General features: G+C 67.6%; 25 protein-coding genes. 17 read left to right on the plus strand and 8 right to left on the minus strand.

Annotation, left to right across the window (positions count from 1 at the left end):
* Positions 1 to 135 precede the first annotated feature (135 nt).
* Both B7P44_RS16960 and B7P44_RS16965 read left to right on the plus strand, forming a co-directional pair.
* Complete coding sequence (locus tag B7P44_RS16960) at positions 136 to 1,002, plus strand: DMT family transporter (protein ID WP_084906763.1); 867 nt, start codon at positions 136 to 138, stop codon at positions 1,000 to 1,002.
* 262 nt (positions 1,003 to 1,264) lie between these two features.
* Positions 1,265 to 1,450 (plus strand): hypothetical protein, encoded by a 186-nt coding sequence (locus tag B7P44_RS16965; RefSeq protein ID WP_010090370.1) that lies wholly within the window; start codon positions 1,265 to 1,267, stop codon positions 1,448 to 1,450.
* A 90-nt stretch (positions 1,451 to 1,540) separates the two neighbouring features.
* Here B7P44_RS16965 and mgrA read toward each other — a convergent pair whose 3' ends face one another.
* Positions 1,541 to 2,584 (minus strand): L-glyceraldehyde 3-phosphate reductase, encoded by a 1,044-nt coding sequence (gene mgrA / locus B7P44_RS16970; RefSeq protein ID WP_084906080.1) that lies wholly within the window; start codon positions 2,582 to 2,584, stop codon positions 1,541 to 1,543.
* Positions 2,585 to 2,767: 183 nt separating this feature from the next.
* Between mgrA and B7P44_RS16975 the strand changes: the two genes are divergently transcribed.
* Positions 2,768 to 2,974: a DUF3185 family protein gene (locus B7P44_RS16975; protein WP_059634526.1), complete on the plus strand. Its 207-nt coding sequence runs from the start codon at positions 2,768 to 2,770 to the stop codon at positions 2,972 to 2,974.
* A gap of 162 nt (positions 2,975 to 3,136) precedes the next feature.
* Here the strand turns inward: B7P44_RS16975 and B7P44_RS16980 are convergent, their stop codons facing one another.
* On the minus strand, positions 3,137 to 3,907 hold the full coding sequence (locus tag B7P44_RS16980) for a phytanoyl-CoA dioxygenase family protein (protein ID WP_084906082.1): 771 nt from the start codon (positions 3,905 to 3,907) through the stop codon (positions 3,137 to 3,139).
* 357 nt (positions 3,908 to 4,264) lie between these two features.
* Between B7P44_RS16980 and B7P44_RS16985 the strand changes: the two genes are divergently transcribed.
* Entirely contained in the window at positions 4,265 to 4,606 is a 342-nt protein-coding gene (locus B7P44_RS16985) for a hypothetical protein (RefSeq protein ID WP_084906085.1), read from the plus strand.
* 101 nt (positions 4,607 to 4,707) lie between these two features.
* On the opposite strand, the gene metK is transcribed toward B7P44_RS16985, so the two are convergent.
* Positions 4,708 to 5,895, minus strand: coding sequence for a methionine adenosyltransferase (gene metK / locus B7P44_RS16990; protein WP_084906086.1), 1,188 nt, complete (start codon positions 5,893 to 5,895; stop codon positions 4,708 to 4,710).
* Between the two features lie 266 nt (positions 5,896 to 6,161).
* On the opposite strand from metK, the gene B7P44_RS16995 reads away from it, so the two are divergent.
* On the plus strand, positions 6,162 to 7,046 hold the full coding sequence (locus B7P44_RS16995) for a lipid A biosynthesis lauroyl acyltransferase (RefSeq protein WP_084906088.1): 885 nt from the start codon (positions 6,162 to 6,164) through the stop codon (positions 7,044 to 7,046).
* A 21-nt stretch (positions 7,047 to 7,067) separates the two neighbouring features.
* Here the strand turns inward: B7P44_RS16995 and B7P44_RS17000 are convergent, their stop codons facing one another.
* Together B7P44_RS17000 and B7P44_RS17005 are read right to left on the minus strand one after the other, a co-directional pair.
* A complete protein-coding gene (locus B7P44_RS17000) occupies positions 7,068 to 7,370 on the minus strand; it encodes a HigA family addiction module antitoxin (RefSeq protein WP_059587760.1) in 303 nt (100 codons plus the stop codon).
* Positions 7,371 to 7,384: 14 nt separating this feature from the next.
* Positions 7,385 to 7,663 (minus strand): type II toxin-antitoxin system RelE/ParE family toxin, encoded by a 279-nt coding sequence (locus B7P44_RS17005; protein WP_084906090.1) that lies wholly within the window; start codon positions 7,661 to 7,663, stop codon positions 7,385 to 7,387.
* A gap of 369 nt (positions 7,664 to 8,032) precedes the next feature.
* Between B7P44_RS17005 and dapF the strand changes: the two genes are divergently transcribed.
* The 9 genes from dapF (at position 8,033) to B7P44_RS17055 (ending at position 16,646) form a co-directional block, all read left to right on the plus strand.
* Positions 8,033 to 8,902 carry a diaminopimelate epimerase gene (gene dapF, locus B7P44_RS17010; protein WP_084906092.1) on the plus strand — a complete coding sequence of 290 codons (870 nt, stop codon included), beginning with the start codon at positions 8,033 to 8,035 and terminating at the stop codon, positions 8,900 to 8,902.
* A gap of 34 nt (positions 8,903 to 8,936) precedes the next feature.
* Complete coding sequence (locus tag B7P44_RS17015) at positions 8,937 to 9,659, plus strand: DUF484 family protein (protein ID WP_084906093.1); 723 nt, start codon at positions 8,937 to 8,939, stop codon at positions 9,657 to 9,659.
* A gap of 8 nt (positions 9,660 to 9,667) precedes the next feature.
* Complete coding sequence (xerC, locus tag B7P44_RS17020; protein ID WP_084906095.1) at positions 9,668 to 10,588, plus strand: tyrosine recombinase XerC; 921 nt, start codon at positions 9,668 to 9,670, stop codon at positions 10,586 to 10,588.
* A gap of 79 nt (positions 10,589 to 10,667) precedes the next feature.
* Positions 10,668 to 11,876 (plus strand): class I SAM-dependent rRNA methyltransferase, encoded by a 1,209-nt coding sequence (locus B7P44_RS17025; RefSeq protein ID WP_084906097.1) that lies wholly within the window; start codon positions 10,668 to 10,670, stop codon positions 11,874 to 11,876.
* 75 nt (positions 11,877 to 11,951) lie between these two features.
* On the plus strand, positions 11,952 to 13,097 hold the full coding sequence (locus B7P44_RS17030; RefSeq protein ID WP_084906099.1) for a CobW family GTP-binding protein: 1,146 nt from the start codon (positions 11,952 to 11,954) through the stop codon (positions 13,095 to 13,097).
* Positions 13,098 to 13,573: 476 nt separating this feature from the next.
* Positions 13,574 to 13,990 (plus strand): RNA polymerase-binding protein DksA, encoded by a 417-nt coding sequence (gene dksA / locus B7P44_RS17040; protein WP_010090354.1) that lies wholly within the window; start codon positions 13,574 to 13,576, stop codon positions 13,988 to 13,990.
* A gap of 220 nt (positions 13,991 to 14,210) precedes the next feature.
* Positions 14,211 to 14,747 carry an ATP-dependent protease subunit HslV gene (gene hslV / locus B7P44_RS17045; RefSeq protein WP_006760749.1) on the plus strand — a complete coding sequence of 179 codons (537 nt, stop codon included), beginning with the start codon at positions 14,211 to 14,213 and terminating at the stop codon, positions 14,745 to 14,747.
* A 10-nt stretch (positions 14,748 to 14,757) separates the two neighbouring features.
* Positions 14,758 to 16,101, plus strand: coding sequence for an ATP-dependent protease ATPase subunit HslU (gene hslU, locus B7P44_RS17050; RefSeq protein ID WP_084906101.1), 1,344 nt, complete (start codon positions 14,758 to 14,760; stop codon positions 16,099 to 16,101).
* Positions 16,102 to 16,283: 182 nt separating this feature from the next.
* Complete coding sequence (locus B7P44_RS17055; protein WP_084906103.1) at positions 16,284 to 16,646, plus strand: hypothetical protein; 363 nt, start codon at positions 16,284 to 16,286, stop codon at positions 16,644 to 16,646.
* A gap of 33 nt (positions 16,647 to 16,679) precedes the next feature.
* Here B7P44_RS17055 and B7P44_RS17060 read toward each other — a convergent pair whose 3' ends face one another.
* The 3 genes from B7P44_RS17060 to B7P44_RS36375 form a co-directional block, all read right to left on the minus strand.
* Complete coding sequence (locus B7P44_RS17060) at positions 16,680 to 17,222, minus strand: response regulator transcription factor (RefSeq protein ID WP_059611872.1); 543 nt, start codon at positions 17,220 to 17,222, stop codon at positions 16,680 to 16,682.
* A gap of 36 nt (positions 17,223 to 17,258) precedes the next feature.
* Positions 17,259 to 18,629: an ATP-binding protein gene (locus tag B7P44_RS17065; RefSeq protein WP_084906105.1), complete on the minus strand. Its 1,371-nt coding sequence runs from the start codon at positions 18,627 to 18,629 to the stop codon at positions 17,259 to 17,261.
* A gap of 110 nt (positions 18,630 to 18,739) precedes the next feature.
* On the minus strand, positions 18,740 to 18,964 hold the full coding sequence (locus B7P44_RS36375; RefSeq protein WP_084906107.1) for a cysteine-rich CWC family protein: 225 nt from the start codon (positions 18,962 to 18,964) through the stop codon (positions 18,740 to 18,742).
* Between the two features lie 318 nt (positions 18,965 to 19,282).
* On the opposite strand from B7P44_RS36375, the gene argB reads away from it, so the two are divergent.
* Genes argB through slmA form a run of 3 tightly spaced genes read left to right on the plus strand, consistent with a single transcriptional unit; the run spans position 19,283 to position 21,614 of the window.
* A complete protein-coding gene (argB, locus tag B7P44_RS17080) occupies positions 19,283 to 20,182 on the plus strand; it encodes an acetylglutamate kinase (protein WP_084906111.1) in 900 nt (299 codons plus the stop codon).
* Positions 20,179 to 20,970, plus strand: a complete 792-nt coding sequence (locus tag B7P44_RS17085) for a pyrimidine 5'-nucleotidase (protein ID WP_084906113.1) — start codon at positions 20,179 to 20,181, stop codon at positions 20,968 to 20,970. The genes argB and B7P44_RS17085 overlap by 4 nt, the downstream gene beginning before the upstream one ends.
* Positions 20,937 to 21,614 (plus strand): nucleoid occlusion factor SlmA, encoded by a 678-nt coding sequence (slmA, locus tag B7P44_RS17090; RefSeq protein ID WP_084906115.1) that lies wholly within the window; start codon positions 20,937 to 20,939, stop codon positions 21,612 to 21,614. Before B7P44_RS17085 ends, slmA begins: the two co-directional genes overlap by 34 nt.
* Positions 21,615 to 21,683 lie beyond the last annotated feature (69 nt).

Consider the following 21,683-nt stretch of genomic DNA (forward strand, 5'->3'; position numbering starts at 1 on the left):
CTCCGGCGGCGTTCGCCGGCTGACCGCCGGCGCCGTTCCGTCTTCCATTCGCCTGCCTGCCGTTCGTGCGTCGTGACGCACGGCGCGGCGCGCGTGCGCGTGGAACGTTCTCATCCGTTCGACAGGTGGATTCACATGGTTTCGTTCAAACGCGCGCTCGCCGCGCATGGGGCGACGTCGCTCTTCGTCCTGCTCTGGAGCAGCGGCGCGATCTTCGCCGAACTCGGTCTGCGGCACGCGTCCGCATTCGTCTTCCTCACCGCGCGCTTCGCGCTCGCGTCGCTCGTGCTGCTCGCGTTGTCCGCCGCGCGCGGGCGCTGGCTGCCCGCGCCGGGCGAGCGGCGCATTGCGGCCGTGACCGGAGTGCTGCTGATGGGCGGCTATTCGATCTTCTATCTGCTCGCGCTCGAACGCGGGATCGCGCCCGGCGTGCTCGCGACGATCCTCGGCGTACAGCCGATCCTCACGCTCGCGTGGGTCGAACGGCGCTGGCAGGCCACCCGCATCGCCGGGCTCGCACTTGCCCTTGCCGGGCTCGCGCTGGTGGTCTGTCGCGGCGTCGGCGGCGCCGACGTGCCGGTCGCGGGAATCGCCTGCGCGCTCACCGCGCTCGTCGCGCTGACCGTCGGCGCGCTGCTGCAAAAGCGCGTGCGCTCGGCGCCCGTCGACGTGCTGCCGCTGCAGAACGCGATCGGGCTCGCGCTGTGCGCGGCGATCGTGCCGTTCCGGCCGATCGCATTCGACGCGACCTGGGCGTTCGTCGTGCCGCTCGTGTGGCTCGGCATCGTGATCTCGGTGGTCGCGCAGTTGCTGTTCTACCGGCTGATGCAGCGCGGCGATCTCGTCAACGTGACGAGCCTGTTCTATCTCGTGCCGGTCGTCACCGCGCTGATGGATGCCGTCTGGCTCGGCAATCGCCCCGAGCCGCTCGCGCTGGCCGGGATGGGCGCGATCATTGCGGGGCTCGTGCTCGTGTTTCGTTCGCCTGCACGCCGCGCGTGATCCGACGGGCTGCCCGCCCGGCGACACAGAAAGGAAACGGAAAGATATTCGCAGGACAACCGTCGAATTCGCGTTCGAATCGGTGTTTTCTTGAGATTTCTGCTGCTTTTTTAATGGTTCGGATAGCGAAAAGCGTGCGGCGTTTCCTATACTCGTACTGACCACCCCTCTCGCAATCGGGTCGGAGCAAAACGAGACTGCCCATGCATGGGTCCGGAGCAAGTGCCGAAGCACCCGCTCCGGTCGACAAGGAGACACGCATATGACCACCTACTTCACGATTGGTGACTTCATCCTGCTGATCCCGATGGCGCTCGCCGGCGCGCTGTTCCTCGGCGCGGTGCCATGCGCAACCAACTTCCGTCACAACCTGCTGCGCGTGCTGGGCGCGATGCTCGGCGTCGGCGTCGCGGTGCTGCTGGTCGAAGGGCTGCCTGCGCTGATCTAGCGGCGCTGCGTGAACGCCGTTCCGCCGCATCGGCGGAACGGACTGTCCGCACGATGCGGCGGCTGCGTCGCGCGCCGCATCGCATACCGGTCAGATCGCCTGATCGGTGGACGGCTTTTCCCACAGATTGATGCCGCCTTCCGTCGCGTAGCGATCGATCTCTGCGAGTTCGTCTGCCGAGAACGCGAGATTCTTCAGTGCTCCGACGTTTTCCCGCACCTGTTCCGCGCGGCTTGCGCCGATCAGCGCGGACGTCACGCGCCCGTTGCGCAGCACCCACGCGAGCGCCATCTGCGCGAGGCTTTGCCCACGCCGTTCGGCGATCGCATTCAGCTTGCGCACGTGCTCGAGGTTTTCCGCGCTCAGGTGGTCTTCCTTCAGTGAGCCGCCGCCCGGTCGGTTGACGCGCGCGTCGGCCGGCACGCCTTTCAGGTACTTCGACGTCAGCAGCCCTTGCGCCAGCGGCGTAAACGCGATGCTGCCCGTGCCGGTCTCGTCGAGCGTGTCGAGCAGTTCGTGCTCGACCCAGCGGTTCAGCAGGTTGTAGGCCGGCTGATGGATCAGCAGCGGCACCTTGTACTGCGCGAGCAGCGCGGCCATTTCACGCGTCTTCGCCGCCGAATACGATGAAATGCCGATGTACAGCGCCTTGCCCTGCTGCACCGCGGACGCGAGCGCGCCGGCCGTTTCCTCGAGCGGCGTATGCGCGTCGAAGCGGTGCGAATAGAAGATGTCGACGTAGTCGAGCCCCATCCGCGCGAGGCTCTGGTCGAGGCTCGCGAGCACGTACTTGCGCGAGCCGCCGCCGCTGCCGTACGGCCCCGGCCACATGTCCCAGCCGGCCTTCGTCGAGATCAGCAGCTCGTCGCGATACGGCCGGAAATCCTCCTTCAGGAGCCGCCCGAAGTTGATTTCGGCGCTGCCGTACGGCGGCCCGTAGTTGTTCGCGAGATCGAAGTGGTTGATGCCGAAATCGAACGCGGTGCGCAGGATCTCGCGTTGCGTCGCGATCGGCGTCGCATCGCCGAAGTTGTGCCACAGGCCAAGCGACAGGGCGGGCAGTTTGAGCCCGGATCGGCCGCACGTGCGGTATTGCATGTCGGCATAACGTTCGGAAGCTGCTTCGTAGGCCATGGGTATTCCCGTCAGGACGTCGGAGGGCGGACGCGCGCCGGCACCGTGCGAGGCACGCCGGCGGCGAAGGAAACGTACGACGGGTATGGTAGCGAACGCGGCCGATGCGCGCACGGCGATGGACGCGGCCGCGACGCTCGCCTACACTGCGGCGTCTCGAATCACCGTTCCAGCGAGGTTTGTATGACCCGGGTCATCTCGGTTGCGCTGCTCGTCGGCGGCGTCGTGCTGCTGTATTTCGGCGGGCAGTCGTTCCACTCGATCAACGACGACGTATCGCGCTTCTTCACCGGTTCGCCGGCGACGAAGACGATCCTGCTGATCGCGGGCGGCGCCGTCGCGTCGCTGATCGGCCTGATCGGCCTGGCGATGCCGGGCGGCAAGCGCTGACGCGTTCGCCGCGGCGACGTACCGTTCCTTGCAGCGGCCGCACGGCCGGCGGCGCGCAATCCGCCGGCGCCACAGCGAAACGGGCGGCCGGGCCGCCCGTTTTCCACTCCGCCCACCGCGCATGCGCGGCTGACGGCTGCGCCGTCGACGCCCGCGACGCGCCTAGAACTGCACTTCCGGCTTCGCCGCCGAACGCGTACCCGGAATCGGCCGGTTGCTCTCGCCGTGATAGGTGTACACGAGCGAGAACTTGACCTGGTCCGAGCGGTTCTGTCCCGCCGAATGCAGCGTGTTGCAGTGGAAGAACACGACGTCGCCGGCGTTCAGCGGCGGACACACGGCCGCGTCGATCAGCCTCCGGTTCTCCGGCAGGTCGCTGCGGAAGAATTTCGCGTCGTCGAACGCTTGCGCGCCGAATTCGGCGGTATGCGAACCCGGCACCAGCCACAGCGCGCCGTTCTCGTTCGTTTCCGCCCCCAGCGCCAGCCATACCGACACCATGTCCGCGCGTTCGAACGACCAGTAGCGGAAATCGCGGTGCCAGCCGGTGAGGCTGCCGTACGCGGGATGCTTCGTCATCATGCAATTGTGATGCGCGCGCGACAGCACGGGCCGCTCGCCGAAATACTCCCGCATCCACGCGCCGATCTCCGGCGCGATCGCGCGCTCGGCGAACGCCGGATCGCGCGTGTACGCATCGAGCAGCCGCCGCACCGTGTGGCCGCCGGGCGCATGCTTCGACTCGGGCGCGCCCGGATAGCGCAGGTCGGCCTCGAATTCGATCGGCTGCGCGGCCTCCTGCAATTGACGCTCGGCGACACGCTTCAGCACTGCGCACTGCTCGGCGCTCACGAGCCCGCGGGCGACGACGAAGCCTTGCTCGCGCAGTTCCGCCACCTGCGCGCGAATCGAATCCGACTGCAATGAAGACATGGGACGCTCGAAATATTTCTTGTGAATGTTTCGATTGTAAATCGGCGCCGGATGAGTCGCGCAGCACCATTGTCGTGCGCAGGGAATTGCCATTCGGCAATTTGATCCAGAGCAAGGGAACTGTGCGCGTCCGCGATGGCCTCAGCGACAGGCGGTATGTAATGCCGGCCTTGCGGCACAAGGGTTATCCGCGACTTTTGCCCGTCATGAATCCCCTGTAGCCTGACGCAGCCTGTCAGTTCTGGCGGGCGCGGCGCGCAGCCGCTTCGGATACGATGCGCTGCGCCATCCGAGGCCGTTACATACCAGTGCGTTCGTCAAGGGCGCCATCCATTCGAGCAAAGCATCACAATCTACATGCCATTCCGTCTGACTTCCCGTCTCAGCCGCGCTGCGAAGCACGTCGTGCCGTCCGTTCCCCTTCGCCCGCTGCGCCATCACCGCGCGCGCGCGCAGGCGCTCGCCGTGCGCACGCAACAGCCCGCGCGGCTCGACGGCATCCGCGCGTGGTTCCACGCGTTCTTCTCGCTGATGAGCACGCAGGCGCTCGCGCGCCGCACCGGGCTGCGCTCGCTGCTGCAGAAGCCGTCGTCGCTGCGCGCGCTCGCGCTGCGCCGCGCCGGCGGCCCGCAGCGCCGGGTCAACCGTCCGCGCCGCCTGGCCGCCAGCACCGGCTGGTTCGCGTTCGCGGCGCGCTGATCGCCGCGCGGCAAGCCGCCGCACGCCAACGTCGCCGCGACGGCAGCAATAAAAAACCCCGGCCAGGCCGGGGTTTTTCGTTTGGGACGGGCGGCTAACGCTTACGCGACGCGCACCGCCGGCTCGACGCCGGCCGCTTCCGCGAGCGCGAGCGCCTTGTCGGTCGCTTCCCACGAGAATTCCGGCTCTTCGCGGCCGAAGTGGCCGTAGGCGGCGGTCTTCTCGTAGATCGGGCGCAGCAGGTCGAGCATCTTGATGATGCCCTTCGGACGCAGGTCGAAGTGCTCGCGCACGAGCTTCGTGATCGTCGCATCCGACACGCGGCCCGTGCCGAACGTGTTGACCATCACCGAGGTCGGCTCGGCAACGCCGATCGCGTACGACACCTGGATCAGCGCGCGCGACGCGAGGCCGGCCGCGACGATGTTCTTCGCGACGTAGCGGCCTGCATAGGCAGCCGAACGGTCGACCTTCGACGGATCCTTGCCCGAGAACGCGCCGCCGCCGTGCGGTGCTGCACCGCCGTACGTGTCGACGATGATCTTGCGGCCCGTCAGGCCGCAGTCGCCCTGCGGGCCGCCGATCACGAACCGGCCGGTCGGGTTCACGAGGAACTTGATGTCGCCCTTGATCAGGTCGGCCGGCAGCGTCGGCTTGATGATTTCCTCGATCACGGCCTCGCGCAGCGCGGGCAGCTCGATGTCCGGCGCGTGCTGGGTCGACAGCACGACGGTATCGATCGAATCCGGCTTGCCGTCGACGTAGCGGATCGTGACCTGCGACTTCGCATCCGGGCGCAGCCACGGCAGGCGGCCGTCGCGGCGCAGGCTCGCCTGGCGCTCGACCAGGCGGTGCGACAGGTGGATCGGCAGCGGCATCAGTTCCGGCGTTTCGTCGCACGCGTAACCGAACATCAGACCCTGGTCGCCCGCGCCCTGGTCGAGGTTGTCGTCGTGCGCACGGTCGACGCCCTGCGCGATGTCCGGCGACTGCTTGTCGTACGCGACGAGCACCGCGCAGCCCTTGTAGTCGATGCCGTAGTCGGTGTTGTCGTAGCCGATACGCTTGATCGTGTCGCGCGCGATCTGGATGTAATCGATGTTGGCCGTCGTGGTGATTTCACCGGCCAGGACGACAAGACCCGTGTTGCACAGCGTTTCGGCTGCAACGCGCGAGTATTTGTCTTGAGCGAGGATGGCGTCGAGAATCGCGTCCGAGATTTGGTCCGCGACCTTGTCCGGATGGCCTTCGGAGACGGATTCGGACGTAAAGAGATAATCGTTTGCCACTTTTTGAGGCTCCTTGTGTGGTTACGGTTGGCTTCACGTAGCCAGCTTCTAGCAGCCTGAAGTGGCGACGCTTTAGCGGATTACCAGTACCGGGCAGCGCGCTTAGCGCCAGCCGGCTTCGCCCCGCAAGTTGTCAGTTAACTCGGCGAAGCCCGTATTATAGCGGCTTTCCAGAATTGTCACAGAGCGTCGCCCGTGCCGCATGTTCCGCTGTCTTTCAACCCTGTTCTCAATGCGCCGGCCCGCCGGAATCACGGAGGTTTCGTATGCTAGGCCGCCTCGGCACGCATCTCACCATCGGCTTCCTGAAGCTGCTCGCGCTGCTGCCGTACGGCTTGACCGCGCGGCTCGGCGACGGCCTCGGCTGGCTGCTCTACCAGATTCCCAGCCAGCGAAAGCGCATCGTGCACACCAATCTGGCCCTCTGCTTTCCTGAGTGGAGCGACGCACGCCGCGAGGAAGTCGCCGGGCAGCACTTCCGCCACGCGATCCGCAGCTACGTGGAGCGCAGCTACCAGTGGTTCGCGTCGGAACAGGCCTACCGCAAGCTGTTCACGGTCGAGAGCGAGATCGACCTCAGCGATCCGGACATGCCGCCGACCCTGCTGCTCGGTTTCCATTTCGTCGGCATCGAAGCCGGCTCAATGGCGATCAATCTCGCTCTCGGCCGCATGTGCGGCTCGCTCTACACGCCGATGAAGAACCCGGAAATCGATGCCGCAGCCAAAGCCGGTCGCAGCCGCTTCGGCGCGGAACTGGCGGGCCGGGCCGACAGCGCGCGCGTCGTGCTGCGCTGGCTGCGCGACCGCAAGCCGGTGATGCTCGGCGCCGACATGGATTACGGGCTGCGCAATTCGACGTTCGTGCCGTTCTTCGGCGTGCCCGCGTGCACGCTGACGGCGGTCGGCCGGCTCGCGAAGACGGGCCGCGCGCAGGTGGTGCCGTTCATCGGCGAGGTGCTGCCGAACTACCAGGGCTACCGGCTGAAGGTGTTCAAGCCGTGGGACCACTATCCGACCGGCGACGACGATCTCGACGCGCGCCGGATGAACGCATTCCTCGAAGAGCAGATTCCGCTGATGCCCGAGCAGTACTACTGGGTCCACAAGCGCTTCAAGACCCGTCCGCCCGGCGAGCCGAGCCTGTACTGATCCGGCGCGCACGCCCGACTGTCACGTCCGCGCGTGCGCCCGCACCACCTTCGGCATGCCTTTCGCGCGCGCCTGCCAGAGGTCGTAAGCGGCCTGCTGGGCCAGCCAGAGATCCGCGCGCCCGCCGTTCTCCACGCCGAGCCACCCTTCGATGCGCAGCGCCATTTCCGGCGAAATGCCCGCGTGACCGTTCAGCACGCGGGACAGCGCCGCGCGCGTCACGCCGAGCTGGGCCGCGGCCTCGGTAACGGTCAGGCCGAGCGCCGGAAGCACATCCTCGCGCAGCGCTTCGCCCGGATGCGGCGGATTGAAAATGCGTGTCATGCCTTTGAGCAACCTCAGTGGTAGTCCTGGTAATCGACCAGGACGGCGTCCGGCCCGTCGAACCTGAAGGTCAATCGCCAGTTGCCGTTGACGCTGACCGCGTAGTGGCTGACGAGCGAACCCTCGAGCCGGTGGAACCGCCATCCCGGCACGTTCATGTCCAGCGGCGCGCTCGCCAGGTCGAGCCGGGCAAGCTGCCGCCCCAGCCTGGGCGCATGATCGGGCCGGATGCCCGCCTTGCTCCCGCTGAGAAAAAACGCTTCCAGCCCCTTGTGTTGCCATGACTTGATCATGGACCTCCTACACTCGAGTCGCGATGGCCGCCGGCCTCGCCTGTATAGCGTATAGCCTCACTATACGCACCGTCCGCCTGACATGTCAAACGCGCCGGGATCGATGAATCACTTGCCGCACGCACAAGCACGCCACGCCCAGCCAGCCTAAAACCGCCGTCCGCCCCCCGACAAGACGGCCGATCGGCCATCGCGACACGCTCCGGCCGCCCGCACGAACCGCGTCGCACCCCGGCCGCACGGGACGGCCATGACGGCTGCATGTATCATTCGCGCTTGAGATCAGCGTGACGCAAACGGCCTTCCGGCACCGCGCCGCGACGGGCCTGCCGCGCTGAGCACCCTGTTTGCAATGGAATCCCGGGACCCGTGAAGCTTTCGTTCACCAAGATGCATGGCGCCGGCAACGACTTCGTCGTGCTCGACGGCTACTCCCGCGCGCTGCCGCCGCTCACCGAAGCGCAGGTACGCGCGCTCGCCAACCGCCACTTCGGCGTCGGCGCCGACCAGCTGCTGCTCGTCGAGAAACCGACTATCGACGGCGCGGACTTCAAGTATCGGATCTTCAACTGCGACGGCGGCGAGGTCGAACACTGCGGCAACGGCGCGCGCTGCTTCGTCAAGTTCGTGCTCGACAAGCGCCTGACCGACAAGCGCAGCGTGCGCGTCGAAGTGATGAAGGGCCTGATCACGCTGACGATGCAGGAGAACGGCGAGGTCGTCGTCGACATGGGCGCGCCCGTGTTCGAGCCGGCGCAGGTGCCGTTCGAGGCATCCGGCCTCGCGGGGCGCCCGGAAGGCCGCGACACGCTCTGGCCGCTCGACGTGGACGGCGCCACGCGCTGGATCTCGACCGTGTCGATGGGCAACCCGCACGCGGTGCAGATCGTCGACGACGCCGAAGCGTATCCGGTGCTCGCCGAAGGCCCGCTGATCGAGCGCCACGCGCGCTTCCCGCAACGGGTCAACGCCGGCTTCATGCAGATCGTGTCGCGCTCGGAAGTGAACCTGCGCGTCTACGAGCGCGGCGCGGGCGAGACGCTCGCGTGCGGCACCGGCGCATGCGCGGCGGTCGCGGCCGGCATCCGGCGCGGCCTGCTCGATTCGCCCGTCACCGTGCACACCCACGGCGGCACCCTCACGATCAGCTGGGACGGCGCGCGCGACGAAGCCGCGCCGCTGATGATGGCGGGCCCCGCAGCGACCGTCTTCGACGGCGAGATCGACCTGGCCGCCTGACCCATTCACTGTCCTGATTGAACGCTCCCGTCCCATGAACGATCGCGAAGTCGCTGACTACCTGCTCGCCAACCCCGAATTCTTCGCGCAGCACGCCGAACTGCTCGCCACGATCCGCCTTGCGAACCCGCACGGCAAGGCGGCGATCTCGCTGCAGGAGCGGCAGATGGAAATGCTGCGCGACAAGAACAAGCATCTCGAGCGCCGGCTCGCGGAACTCGTGCGGTACGGCCACGAAAACGACAGCCTGTCCGCGAAGTTCAGCCGCTGGACCGCGCGCGTGATCGCCGAGCGCGATCCGTACGCGCTGCCGCGCACGATCGCCAACGGCCTCGCCGACGTGTTCGACGTGCCGCAGACCGCGCTGCGCGTGTGGGACGTCGCCGACACCTACGCGCAGGCCGACTTCGCGCGCCAGGTCGGCGAGGAAGTGCGCCTCTTCACGAACGGGCTCGCGACGCCTTACTGCGGCGCGAACACGGGCTTCGAGGCCGCGCAGTGGCTCGCGCCCGCGGTCGCCGCGTCCGCGAACGCAACGGACGGCGGCGACACGGCCCCGGCCGGCGACGGCGCGGCCGCGTCGGTCGCGCTGCTCGCGCTGCGCGCGCCGCAGGCCGGCGCCGACGCGCCCGCATTCGGGCTGCTGGTGCTCGGCTCGCCGGACTCGCGCCGCTTCCACGAAGGCATGGCCACCGACTTCCTCGCGCAGATCGCGACGCTCGCAAGCGCCGCGCTGACGCGCCTGCTGCCGCACTGATTCCCGCGATGTCCGACGATCCGATCGCCGCCTACCTGTCGAACCTGAAGCACGTCAGGCAGCTGTCGGATCACACGCTGCGCGCGTACACGCACGAGCTCGGCGAGCTGAAGAAGCTCGCCGCCGGCCGGCCGCTCGAAGCGCTGAGCGCCGTCGACATGCGCGGCGCGGTCGCCCGCGCGCATGCGGCCGGGCTGTCCGCGCGCTCGATCTCGCACCGGCTGTCCGCGTGGCGCGCGTTCTACCGCTGGCTCGCGCAGCGCATCGAGATGCCCGCGAACCCGGTCGCCGCGGTGCGCGCGCCGAAGCGCGCGAAGACGCTGCCGAAGGCGCTGTCGGTCGACGACGCGACGGCGCTGATGGACGCGCCGCTGCCCGGCACGACCGAAGGCCTGCGCGACCACGCGATCCTCGAGCTGTTCTACTCGTCCGGCCTGCGCCTGGCCGAGTTGATCGGGCTCGACGTCAGGTACGCGCAGGCGGACGGCTACCGCTCGGCCGGCTGGCTCGATCTCGCCGAGGCCGAGGTGACCGTGCGCGGCAAGGGCAACAAGGAGCGCAAGGTGCCGGTCGGCCGCAAGGCGATCGACGCGCTGAACGCGTGGCTCGCGGTGCGCGGCGAGTTCGTGAAGCACGATCCGCATCCGCTGTTCCTGTCGGTGCGCGGCAACCGGATGTCGCCCGGCGTGGTGCGCGAGCGCGTGAAGCGCGCGGCGCTCGCCGCGGGCATTCCGGCGCACGTCCATCCGCACGTGCTGCGCCACTCGTTCGCGACGCACGTGCTGCAGTCGAGCGGCGACCTGCGCGCGGTGCAGGAGCTGCTCGGCCACGCGAGCGTCGCCGCCACGCAGGTGTATACGTCGCTCGACTTCCAGCACCTCGCGAAGATTTACGACAGCGCGCATCCGCGCGCGAAGAAGCGCGACTGACCCACGCTTTCCGTTTTTACCCGCCGCGCCCGACGACCGGACGAAGTCCCCGCGGGGCGCGGCCCAATCCGATCCAGCCATGCAAACCGTCACACTCAAACCGTCCAAGGACAAGTCGCTGCTGCGCCGCCATCCGTGGATCTACGCCAACGCGATCGACCGCGTCGACGGCAAGCCCTCGCCCGGCGCGACCGTCATCGTGCGCGCGCACGACGGCCGCTTTCTCGCGCGCGGCGCATACAGCCCGCATTCGCAGATCCGCGTGCGCGTGTGGAGCTTCGACGAGAACGAGCCGATCGACCACGCGTTCTTCAAGCGCCGCGTGCAGCGCGCGGTCGCGCATCGCAACACGATGGTCTCCGGCACCGGCGCGGTGCGGCTCGTGTTCGGCGAGGCGGACGGGCTGCCGGGCCTGATCGTCGATTACTACGTGGAAGACTCGGGCGCCGCGTCGCCGCGCGGCCAGCTCGTCTGCCAGTTCATGGCGGCCGGCGTCGAGGGCTGGAAGGAGGCGATCGTCGCGGCGCTCGTCGGCGCGACCGGCTGCCCGAACGTGTACGAGCGCTCGGACGTGTCGATCCGCGAGAAGGAAGGCCTCGAGCAGACGACCGGCGTGCTCGCCGGCGACCCGCCGCCCGCGACGCTGATCACGAACGAGAACGGCGTGCGCTACCACGTCGACGTGCCGAACGGCCACAAGACCGGCTTCTACGTCGACCAGCGCGACAACCGCGCGCTGGTCACGCAGTACGCGAACGAGCGCGACGTCCTGAACTGCTTCTGCTACACGGGCGGCTTCTCGCTCGCCGCACTGAAAGGCGGCGCGAAGCGCGTCGTGTCGATCGATTCGTCCGGCGACGCGCTCGCGCTCGCGCAGCAGAACGTCGTCGCGAACGGCTTCGACCCGGCGCGCGCGAGCTGGCTCGACGCCGACGCGTTCAAGACGCTGCGCCGCCTCGTCGACGAAGGCGAGCGTTTCGACCTGATCGTGCTCGACCCGCCGAAGTTCGCACCGACCCGCGACAGCGTCGACCGCGCCGCGCGCGCATACAAGGACATCAACCTGAGCGGCTTCAAGCTGCTGCGTCCGGGCGGCCTGCTGTTCACCTACTCGTGCTCCGGCGCGATCGACATGGACCTGTTCCAGAAGATCGTCGCGGGCGCGGCCGCCGACGCGAAAGTCGACGCGCGCATCCTGAAGCGCCTCGGCGCGGGCGTCGATCACCCGCTGCTGTCCGCGTTCCCGGAAGGCGAATATCTGAAGGGCCTGCTGTTGCAAATCGTCTGATCGCCCCGATCTTCACGCGCAGCCGCTCCCGCCGGCCGGTTGGCCGAACGGCGGGGGCTTGACAGATATGTTTCAATGAATGGTTGTGCGCCCGGATTGCCGGGCGCGACGCACATCCTGGTTTTGACCCCGATTCACGAACCACAGGCGACCGACATGGCCACTCCCGTCACCATCCTCACCGGCTTCCTCGGCAGCGGCAAGACGACGCTGCTCAAGCGCATCCTGAACGAACAGCACGGCATGAAGATCGCCGTGATCGAAAACGAGTTCGGCGAAGAGAACATCGACAACGAAATCCTCGTGCAGGATACGAACGAGCAGATCATCCAGATGAGCAACGGCTGCATCTGCTGCACGATCCGCGGCGACCTCGCGCGCGCGCTCGGCGATCTGGCCGCGAAGAAGCGCGACGGCAAGCTCGACTTCGACCGCATCGTGATCGAGACGACCGGCCTCGCGAACCCGGGCCCGGTCGCGCAGACGTTCTTCATCGACAGCGAGATCGCCGACGACTTCCTGCTCGACGCGATCATCACGCTCGTCGACGCGAAGCATGCCGACGCGCAGCTCGACGAGCACGAAGTCGTGCAGCGCCAGGTCGGCTTCGGCGACCGCCTGTTCATCACGAAGTCGGACCTCGTCGACGACGAGACGCTTGCCGAGCTCAAGCACCGCCTCGTGCACATGAACCCGCGGGCGGCGATCAAGGTCGTGAACTTCGGCGACGCGGACATCAAGGAAATCTTCGACCTGCGCGGCTTCAACCTGAACGCGAAGCTCGAGATCGATCCGGACTTCCTCGCGGAAGACGAGCACGCGCACCACGGCCATGACCACGATCACGCGCATTGCGACCACGATCACGGCCATTGCGACCACGATCACGCGCACGGCCATCACCACCACCATGCGCACCACGACGACAAGATCAAGTCGTTCGTATACCGCAACGACCGCCCGTTCGATCCGAACAAGCTCGAGGACTTCCTCGGCGGGATCCTGCAGATCTACGGCGAGCGCATGCTGCGCTACAAGGGCGTGCTGTACATGAAGGGCGTCGACCGCAAGGTCGTGTTCCAGGGCGTGCACCAGATGATGGGCAGCGACCTCGCCGCGAAATGGCTGCCGATCGAGAAGAAGACCAACAAGATGGTGTTCATCGGCGTCGATCTGCCGCAGGACCTGATCACCGACGGCCTCGACGCCTGCCTCGCCTGACGGCGCCCGCGCCCCGTTCCGCCGCCGCTCGCCAACAACCGCCGGCGGCGGGCCGGGAGCCGCTTCCTGCAAGGGTTTTGCCGTCATCGCTTTTTCGCGGTTTGCAGGTTATATTTTAAAGATATCGGCGTTGCCGACGGGGATCGACCCGATACGGCGCAGACTTGCGATTCAGTTACAATACGTGCCCGCTGGAGTACGGTAAAAGACAGGCCCGGTTCTTGCAGAAGCACATTGCCGGGCATCGCAACAGCTCCGCATCCGGCCGGGCCGCGACCGATGCGATCTGCCGCGCAGCAAACCGGTTCGCCGCGTGTGCAAGTCAGCGCCAGGCCTGTCCTGGTATTTGAGGACCGGTTTTTCCAGAGGCTTTCGGCCCCGCAGTCGCCAAACGCAAATGATTGCAAGCGCAGTTGCGGGTAATCCCAAAGTGCAGGCAATATGTTTCGTTTGCCGCACATTGAAGAAGCAAGCAGATGACGAAGAAACTCTTGACCGAAGCCGAAATCCTGAAGATGAGCGACAAGGATTACATGAATGAGGATCAGCTCGCCTTCTTCAAAGCTCGGCTCGAACAATTGCAGGCGGAAATCCTCCACAATGCGGGCCAGACGACCGAGAACCTCCGCGAGACGGTGATCGTGCCCGATCCTGCCGATCGCGCGACGATCGAGGAAGAGCACGCGCTCGAGCTGCGCACGCGCGATCGCGAGCGCAAGCTGCTCAAGAAGGTTCAGCAGTCGCTCGCCCGCATCGAATCCGGCGATTACGGCTGGTGCGAGGAAACCGGCGAGCCGATCGGCATTCCGCGCCTGCTCGCGCGGCCGACGGCCACGCTGTCGCTCGAGGCGCAGGAGCGCCGCGAGCTGCGCCAGAAGCTGTTCGGCGACTGAGCAGGCGGCGTTCCGCCCAGACACGCTGCTTCACGAAAGCGCGCGGCCTCCCGCGCGCTTTTTGTTTTTCCGGCCAGGCGAATTCCGCCCCCGCTCTTGATATCCCGGCGCACGCCCTAAAATGAAACGCATGCGCGCCGGGCCGCTCCCCGGCGCACCGCGATTCACGCGGCGGCGCGGCGCGCCGTCGCCTCTTCCCCGTTTTTCTCAAGGAACGCAGATGGAGCAATTTCACGGCACGACCATCGTTTCGGTCCGGCGCGGCGACAAGGTCGCCCTCGGCGGCGACGGCCAGGTGACGCTTGGCAACATCGTCATGAAGGGTGGCGCGCGGAAAGTGCGGCGGATCTACAACAACCAGGTGCTGGTCGGCTTTGCGGGCGGCACCGCCGATGCGTTCTCGCTGCTCGACCGCTTCGAGGCGAAGCTCGAGAAGCACCAGGGCAACCTGACCCGCGCGGCCGTCGAGCTCGCGAAGGACTGGCGCACCGACCGGATGCTGCGCCGCCTCGAGGCGATGCTGATCACGGCCGACGCGACGACGACCCTCGTGATCACGGGCAACGGCGACGTGCTCGACCCGGAAGGCGGGATCTGCGCGATCGGCTCGGGCGGCGCGTACGCGCAGGCCGCGGCCCGCGCGCTCGCCGAGAACACGGAGCTGTCGCCGCGCGAGATCGTCGAGAAGTCGCTCGAGATCGCCGGCGACATGTGCATCTATACGAACCACAACCGCATCATCGAAACGATCGAGTAAGGACAGCACCATGAGCACCATGACCCCTGCCGAGATCGTCTCGGAACTCGACAAGCACATCATCGGCCAGGACAAGGCGAAGAAGGCGGTGGCCGTCGCGCTGCGCAACCGCTGGCGCCGCCAGCAGGTCGCCGATCCGCTGCGCACGGAAATCACGCCGAAGAACATCCTGATGATCGGGCCGACGGGCGTCGGCAAGACCGAAATCGCGCGGCGCCTGGCCAAGCTCGCCGACGCGCCGTTCATCAAGATCGAAGCGACCAAGTTCACCGAAGTCGGCTACGTCGGCCGCGACGTCGACAGCATCGTGCGCGACCTGATCGATATCTCGGTCAAGCAGACGCGCGAAGCCGAGATGCGCAAGGTGCGCAGCAAGGCGACCGACCAGGCCGAGGACCGCATCCTCGACATCCTGCTGCCGCAACCGCGCGCGGTGGGCTTCGGCGCGAGCGCCGAGCATGCGAACGACGACAACAACGCGACGCGCCAGACGTTCCGCAAGCGCCTGCGCGAAGGCCAGCTCGACGACAAGGAAATCGAGCTCGACCTCGAGCAGCCGACGATCGGCATGGACATCATGGCGCCGCCGGGGATGGAGGAGATGACCGAGCAGATCCGCTCGATGTTCTCGAACCTCGGTTCCGGCAAGAAGACGCGCCGCAAGGTGATGATCAGCGAAGCGCTGAAGCTGCTGACCGACGAGGAAGCGGCGAAGATGCTGAACGAAGAGGAAGTGAAGACGAAGGCCGTGCAGAACGTCGAGCAGAACGGCATCGTGTTCCTCGACGAGATCGACAAGATCACGTCGCGCAACAACGAAGGCAGCGGCGGCGAAGTGTCGCGCCAGGGCGTGCAGCGCGACCTGCTGCCGCTCGTCGAAGGCACGACGATCAACACGAAGTACGGGATGGTGAAGACCGATCACATCCTGTTCATCGCGAGCGGCGCGTTCCATCTCGCGAAACCGAGCGACCTGATTCCGGAGCTGCAGGGCCGCTTCCCGATCCGCGTCGAACTGGAATCGCTGTCGGTGAAGGACTTCGAAGCCATTCTCGTCGCGACCGACGCGAGCCTCGTCAAGCAGTACCAGGCGCTGCTCGCGACCGAGGACGTGCAGCTCGAATTCGCGGAAGACGGCATCCGCCGCCTCGCGGAGATCGCGTACGCGGTCAACGAGAAGACCGAGAACATCGGCGCGCGGCGCCTGTACACGGTGATCGAGAAGCTGCTCGAGGAAGTGTCGTTCGCGGCCGGCAACCACGCCGGCGAATGCGTGACGATCGACGCGAAATACGTCGAGCGCGCGCTCGGTGAGGTGTCGCAGGACGAGGATCTGTCGCGCTACGTGCTGTAAGCGCCATGCGGCATCGAACGGCAAACGGGCGGCTCCGGCGGGGTCGCCCGTTTTTTCATGGGCGCGCGCGATGCCGTGTCGGCACCTGCAAACTGGAACGCGGCCGATAGCCAGTCCACGAGGGATTCCCTAGAATCGGGATGCCCTCATCCACGAACCGGCGCCACCCTCGCCACCATCCCATGATCATCTACCCATCCGTCGCCGGCCGATTCGTGCCGGCATTGCGCGCACTTTCGCGTGCCGACATCCTGTCGGTCATGCGGCGGATCAAGCAGGATTCGCTGCGCCGCTACAACGTCGCGTTTGCGTTCGCGTGGCTGGGCTCGCTCGCGGGTGCGGCACTCACGGCCGTGCCGATTTATGCCGGAATCCACTTTGTCGTGCGCTGCGCGTCGGGCAAGCCGTGGCCAATCGCCATCGCCGTCGTGATCGGCGCGATCGCGCCGCTGCTCGGAAACGTGTTCTACTCGGCGCTGATCGCGCTTCTGCTGAAGCGCGAAGTCGTCGCCTGCATGGCGCGGGACCGGCACCCGCCCGGATGAATCGCCGGGCGATCCGGCCGATCCCGGCCCGGCTTACTGCCGTACCGGCTTCTTCGCGAGCTTGCGCTGCAGCGTGCGGCGGTGCATGTTCAGCGCGCGCGCCGTCGCCGAGATGTTGTTGTTGTTCTCCGCGAGCACGCGCTGGATGTGCTCCCATTCGAGCCGGTCGACCGACAGCACGACCGGGTGCTCGAGCGCTTCGTCCGCCTGCACTTCGCTCGCGTTGGTCTGCAGCGCGGCCAGGATCGACTCGATGTTCGCCGGCTTCGCGAGGTAGTTGTCGGCGCCTTCCTTCACGGCCTGCACCGCGGTCGCGATGCTCGCGTAGCCCGTCAGCACGAGAATCCGCGCGTCGGGCTGCAGGTCGCACAGCGGCGCGATCAGGCTCAGCCCCGAATCGTCGCCGAGATGCAGGTCGACGGTAATGAACTGGAACTTGCCCGCCGCGGCGAGCTTGAGCGCCGTCTCCTTGTCGTGCGCCTGCTGGACCGCATAGCCGCGGCGCTCGAGGCCGCGCGCGAGCGTGCCCGCGAACACCTCGTTGTCGTCGATCACCAGGAAGTTGTTGTCGCTCATGTGGTTTCTCCGTCTACATGTTGGTTGGGCGGCGAACTACGCCGCATGGCGCGTCGCCGGCAGGCGCAGCACGGCCCGCGTGCCGCGGCCCGGGGAAGCACCGCCCGGGCGGCCGCCGGAGCGCCCGGCTCCGTTGGCCGCGTCCGGCACGTGACCGTCGAACGCGCCGCCCGGCACGCCCGCGGCGGCGGCCGCCATGCGCGGCTTCGCATCGGACAGCTCGATCTGGCCGCCGAGCCGCGCCGCCGCGCTGAACGCGAGGTACAGGCCGACCCCGTGCCCGCCCTGCGTGCTGTCGACCGGCATCGCGCCGAGCGACTCGCGCAGCAAGGCCGGAATGCCCGGGCCTTCGTCGCATACTTCGAATTCGATCTCGTCCGTATTACCGTCGTGCGCGACCTTCGCCGCGAGCGTCACGTGCTGCGGGCTCGCGCGCGCGGCGTTGTCGAGCAGGATCGTCAGAATTTGGCCGGCCGCGACGGGGTCGTCGAGCGCGACGCCCGCCGGCCGCGCGCCGAGCAGCTCGAACTGCACATGCGGATGCCGCAGCCGCCAGTGCTCGACGAACGTGTCGAGCCAGTCGTCGACGGGCTGGCGGCTCGCCGGCGCGCTCGCGCGGCTGCGCAGGCGCGCGAGCGCCGACGTGCAGAGCGTCATCTGCTCATCGAGCACCTTCAGGTCGGCGTCGTAACGCGCGAGGCCGGCATCGGTGCGCGCGGCGTCGCGCAGCTCCTCGGTCAGCATCGCGATCGTCGACAGCGGCGTGCCCATCTCGTGCGCGACCGTCGCCGCCTGCACGCCGAGCGCAACGGCCCGCTCGTCGCGCAAGAGCCGCTGCTGCGCCTCGCCGAGCGCCGAGTCGCGCTGGCGCAGCGCGTTCGACATGCGCGCGACGAACCACGCGATCAGGCCCACGCTGACCATGAAGTTCACCCACATCCCGGTGCGGTAGTAGTCGAACAGGTTCGCCGGATTGTCCATGTTGAGCGGCACCGAATCGAAGCCGAGCGCCGCATAGCAGGCGACCGCGAACGCCGCGAGCCAGATCATCAGGTGCCACGGCAGCACGGCCGCCGCGATCGCGAGCGACGGCAGGTACAGCGACACGAACGGGTTGGTCGTGCCGCCCGACAGGAACAGCAGCGCCGACAGCGCGCCGAGATCCACCCACAGCTGGCCGAGCAGCTCGAAATTGGTCTCGGGCCGCGCGCGCAGCACGCGCACCCAGGTCAGCGCGTTGAAGACGATTTCGAGCGCGATGACCATCAGCATCGCCGGCAGCGGCAGATGCACGCCGAAATAGGTCTGGACGACGCCGATCGTCGCGAGCTGGCCGATGATCGCGAGGTTGCGCAGCCAGAACAAGTGGCTGAGATTGACGCGGCCGGTGGTGGTAATTCGTTGCATCCGCCCAGTTTACCCGTTTAACCGGGGGTGACTCTAGCGGGGGCCAGAACACGGGCACACAACATCGCGTGTCCATGCCCGCCCCCGATCAGCCCCCTGACGATCCGCCGCTATGCCGGCTTTCCCGCGACGCGCCGGGCGATCTCGTCGGCAAGGCATTCCGGACACAGGCAACGCGCGCCGCTGGCCGGCTGCGCGCCGTCGGGCAGCCCGGGCATCGACTTGCACCAGCAGTCGAACGGTTGCGTCCGCGCGCCGCAGTCGAAGCTGCGGCCGCAGCGCGGGCAGCGCGCGCTTCGCGGGGCGGAGCGGCGATCGTCGGCGGTTTCGGTCATGACGGGCGGCAGAGAACGGGCGTGACGGCGCCCAACGAAACAAGCATAACGCGGCGGCCGGATTTTGCGGGTCGGCCGAACCGCCAACGTCGAGGGCCGACAACGACGATCCAACGCGAAAACGGCCGCGTCGCGCGCCCTCCCCGGCGCTGCATCCACCCTCGGCTCTCCCGCGCCGGCCGGGCCGCGCAGCCCGATCGCCCGATGCGCCGCCCCGCTGCCGCCGCCCGTCCCCGCCCGCCCAAAATCCCGATGCTGCGCTGCGCCACTCCTGTACAATTCGCCCTGTTTCAACCGTTCCCAGCCAGAGCCGCCGCCATGTCCGAGCCCATCGACCTCTCGCAGATCGCCCCCACGCTGAAAGCTGAAATCCTCGCGGAGGCGCTGCCGTACATCCGCCGCTATCACGGCAAGACCGTGGTCATCAAATACGGCGGCAACGCGATGACGGAAGAACGGCTCAAGCAAGGCTTCGCGCGCGACGTGATCCTGCTGAAACTGGTCGGCATCAACCCGGTGATCGTCCACGGCGGCGGCCCGCAGATCGACCAGGCGCTGAAGAAGATCGGCAAGCAAGGCACCTTCATCCAGGGCATGCGCGTCACCGACGAGGAGACGATGGAAGTCGTCGAGTGGGTGCTGGGCGGCGAAGTGCAGCAGGACATCGTGATGCTGATCAACCACTTCGGCGGCCACGCAGTCGGCCTGACGGGCAAGGACGGCGGCCTGATCCACGCGCGCAAGCTGCTGATGCCGGACCGCGACCATCCGGGCCAGTACGTCGACATCGGCCAGGTCGGCGAAGTCGAGGCGATCAACCCGGCGGTCGTGAAGGCGCTGCAGGACGACGCGTTCATCCCGGTGATCTCGCCGATCGGCTTCGGTGAGGACGGTCTCTCGTACAACATCAACGCCGACCTGGTCGCCGGCAAGCTCGCGACGGTGCTCAACGCCGAGAAGCTGCTGATGATGACCAACATCCCGGGCGTGATGGACAAGGACGGCAACCTGCTGACCGACCTGTCGGCGCGCGAGATCGACGCGCTGTTCGAGGACGGCACGATCTCCGGCGGCATGCTGCCGAAGATCTCGTCGGCGCTCGACGCCGCGAAGAGCGGCGTGAAATCGGTGCACATCGTCGACGGCCGGATCGAGCACTCGGTGCTGCTGGAAATCCTCACCGAGCAGCCGTTCGGCACGATGATCCGCTCGCATTGAGCGCGCGCCGCCAGCCCCCTTCCCCCGACCTGCCGGCCGCCCTGCGGCGCCGGCGCATCTCGCGCAGCCGGCCCCGCGCCGGCGCGCCGGTGTGGCTGTTCGATCTCGACAACACCCTGCACCACGCATCGCACGCGATCTTCCCCGAGATCAACCGCGCGATGACGCAGTACATCATCGACGCGCTCCAGGTCGAGCGCGCCGAAGCCGACCGCCTGCGCACCGACTACACCGTGCGCTACGGGGCGGCGCTCCTCGGCCTCGCCCGCCACCACCCGATCGATCCGCACGACTTCCTGCGCGTCGTCCACACGTTCGCCGATCTCCCTGCGATGCTGCGCGCCGAGCGCGGCCTCGCCCGGATCGTCGCCGCGCTGCCCGGCCGCAAGTTCGTGCTGACCAATGCGCCGGAAAACTATGCGCGCGCGGTGCTGCGCGAGCTGCGCATCGAGCGGCTGTTCGAGCGCGTGATCGCGATCGAGCACATGCGCGACCGCCGCACGTGGCGCGCGAAGCCCGATCACACGATGCTGCGCCGGACGCTGCGCGCCGCGCACGCGCGGCCGGCCGACGCGATCCTCGTCGAGGACACGCGCAGCCACCTGAAGCGCTACAAGCGCCTCGGGATCGGCACGGTGTGGATCACCGGCCATCTGCCGGGCCACCTGCCGGGCACCGGCCGCCCGCATTATGTCGACCAGCGGATTCGTTCGCTAAAATCGCTCCGACTGGGCACTCGATCGGGGCGACAAAAATGCAGCCGACTCACCCGCAGGACCAAGCGGTAACGGACGACCAGGCGACACCCACCCGCACCCGCGTGCGCCCGAAGCCGGGCGAGCGCCGCATGCACATCCTGCAGACGCTCGCCGCGATGCTCGAGGCGCCGAAGCGCGAGAAGATCACGACGGCCGCGCTCGCGGCCCGGCTCGACGTGTCGGAGGCCGCGCTGTACCGGCACTTCGCGAGCAAGGCCCAGATGTTCGAGGGCCTGATCGAATTCATCGAGAACACGTTCTTCGGCCTGATCAACCAGATCGCGGCGAAGGAGCCCGACGGCGTGCTGCAGGCGCGCGCGATCGCGCTGATGCTGCTCAATTTCGCGGCGAAGAACCCCGGCATGACGCGGGTGCTGACCGGCGAGGCGCTCGTCGGCGAGCATGAGCGGTTGGCCGAGCGGGTCGAGCAAATGCTCGAGCGGATTGAAGCGTCGATCAGGCAATGCTTGCGGCTCGCGCTGCTCGATGCGAACGCGCGCGATGAATCGCCCGCGACGGGCGCGGCGGCGCTGCCCGCCGGTTACGACCCGGCGGTGCGCGCGAGCCTCGTCGTCAGCTACGTGCTCGGGCGCTGGCACCGCTACGCGAAAAGCGGCTTCGCGAAACCGCCGACCGAACACGCGGACGCCCAACTGCGTCTGATCCTGCAGTAGGCGACGAGGCCGCGAGCGAACCATCCGCGGCCCGCCGCCGCGCGTGAACCCGCCGCGCCGCGCGGCCCC

It is taken from the genome of Burkholderia ubonensis subsp. mesacidophila (assembly GCF_002097715.1).
Taxonomy (GTDB): Bacteria; Pseudomonadota; Gammaproteobacteria; order Burkholderiales; family Burkholderiaceae; genus Burkholderia; species Burkholderia mesacidophila.

Coding starts and splice junctions, on each gene's coding strand:
- B7P44_RS17025 (WP_084906097.1), top strand. CDS start 10,668: ATGCAAACCGTCACACTCAAACCGTCCAAGGACAAGTCGCTGCTGCGC.
- B7P44_RS17005 (WP_084906090.1), bottom strand. CDS start 7,663: ATGATCAAGTCATGGCAACACAAGGGGCTGGAAGCGTTTTTTCTCAGC.
- B7P44_RS16995 (WP_084906088.1), top strand. CDS start 6,162: ATGCTAGGCCGCCTCGGCACGCATCTCACCATCGGCTTCCTGAAGCTG.
- B7P44_RS36375 (WP_084906107.1), bottom strand. CDS start 18,964: ATGACCGAAACCGCCGACGATCGCCGCTCCGCCCCGCGAAGCGCGCGC.
- B7P44_RS17060 (WP_059611872.1), bottom strand. CDS start 17,222: ATGAGCGACAACAACTTCCTGGTGATCGACGACAACGAGGTGTTCGCG.
- dksA (WP_010090354.1), top strand. CDS start 13,574: ATGACGAAGAAACTCTTGACCGAAGCCGAAATCCTGAAGATGAGCGAC.
- hslU (WP_084906101.1), top strand. CDS start 14,758: ATGAGCACCATGACCCCTGCCGAGATCGTCTCGGAACTCGACAAGCAC.
- B7P44_RS16965 (WP_010090370.1), top strand. CDS start 1,265: ATGACCACCTACTTCACGATTGGTGACTTCATCCTGCTGATCCCGATG.
- B7P44_RS16980 (WP_084906082.1), bottom strand. CDS start 3,907: ATGTCTTCATTGCAGTCGGATTCGATTCGCGCGCAGGTGGCGGAACTG.
- slmA (WP_084906115.1), top strand. CDS start 20,937: ATGCAGCCGACTCACCCGCAGGACCAAGCGGTAACGGACGACCAGGCG.
- B7P44_RS17030 (WP_084906099.1), top strand. CDS start 11,952: ATGAATGGTTGTGCGCCCGGATTGCCGGGCGCGACGCACATCCTGGTT.
- B7P44_RS16985 (WP_084906085.1), top strand. CDS start 4,265: ATGCCATTCCGTCTGACTTCCCGTCTCAGCCGCGCTGCGAAGCACGTC.
- argB (WP_084906111.1), top strand. CDS start 19,283: ATGTCCGAGCCCATCGACCTCTCGCAGATCGCCCCCACGCTGAAAGCT.
- B7P44_RS17000 (WP_059587760.1), bottom strand. CDS start 7,370: ATGACACGCATTTTCAATCCGCCGCATCCGGGCGAAGCGCTGCGCGAG.
- B7P44_RS17015 (WP_084906093.1), top strand. CDS start 8,937: ATGAACGATCGCGAAGTCGCTGACTACCTGCTCGCCAACCCCGAATTC.
- B7P44_RS16975 (WP_059634526.1), top strand. CDS start 2,768: ATGACCCGGGTCATCTCGGTTGCGCTGCTCGTCGGCGGCGTCGTGCTG.
- xerC (WP_084906095.1), top strand. CDS start 9,668: ATGTCCGACGATCCGATCGCCGCCTACCTGTCGAACCTGAAGCACGTC.
- hslV (WP_006760749.1), top strand. CDS start 14,211: ATGGAGCAATTTCACGGCACGACCATCGTTTCGGTCCGGCGCGGCGAC.
- B7P44_RS16960 (WP_084906763.1), top strand. CDS start 136: ATGGTTTCGTTCAAACGCGCGCTCGCCGCGCATGGGGCGACGTCGCTC.
- B7P44_RS17065 (WP_084906105.1), bottom strand. CDS start 18,629: ATGCAACGAATTACCACCACCGGCCGCGTCAATCTCAGCCACTTGTTC.
- mgrA (WP_084906080.1), bottom strand. CDS start 2,584: ATGGCCTACGAAGCAGCTTCCGAACGTTATGCCGACATGCAATACCGC.
- B7P44_RS17055 (WP_084906103.1), top strand. CDS start 16,284: ATGATCATCTACCCATCCGTCGCCGGCCGATTCGTGCCGGCATTGCGC.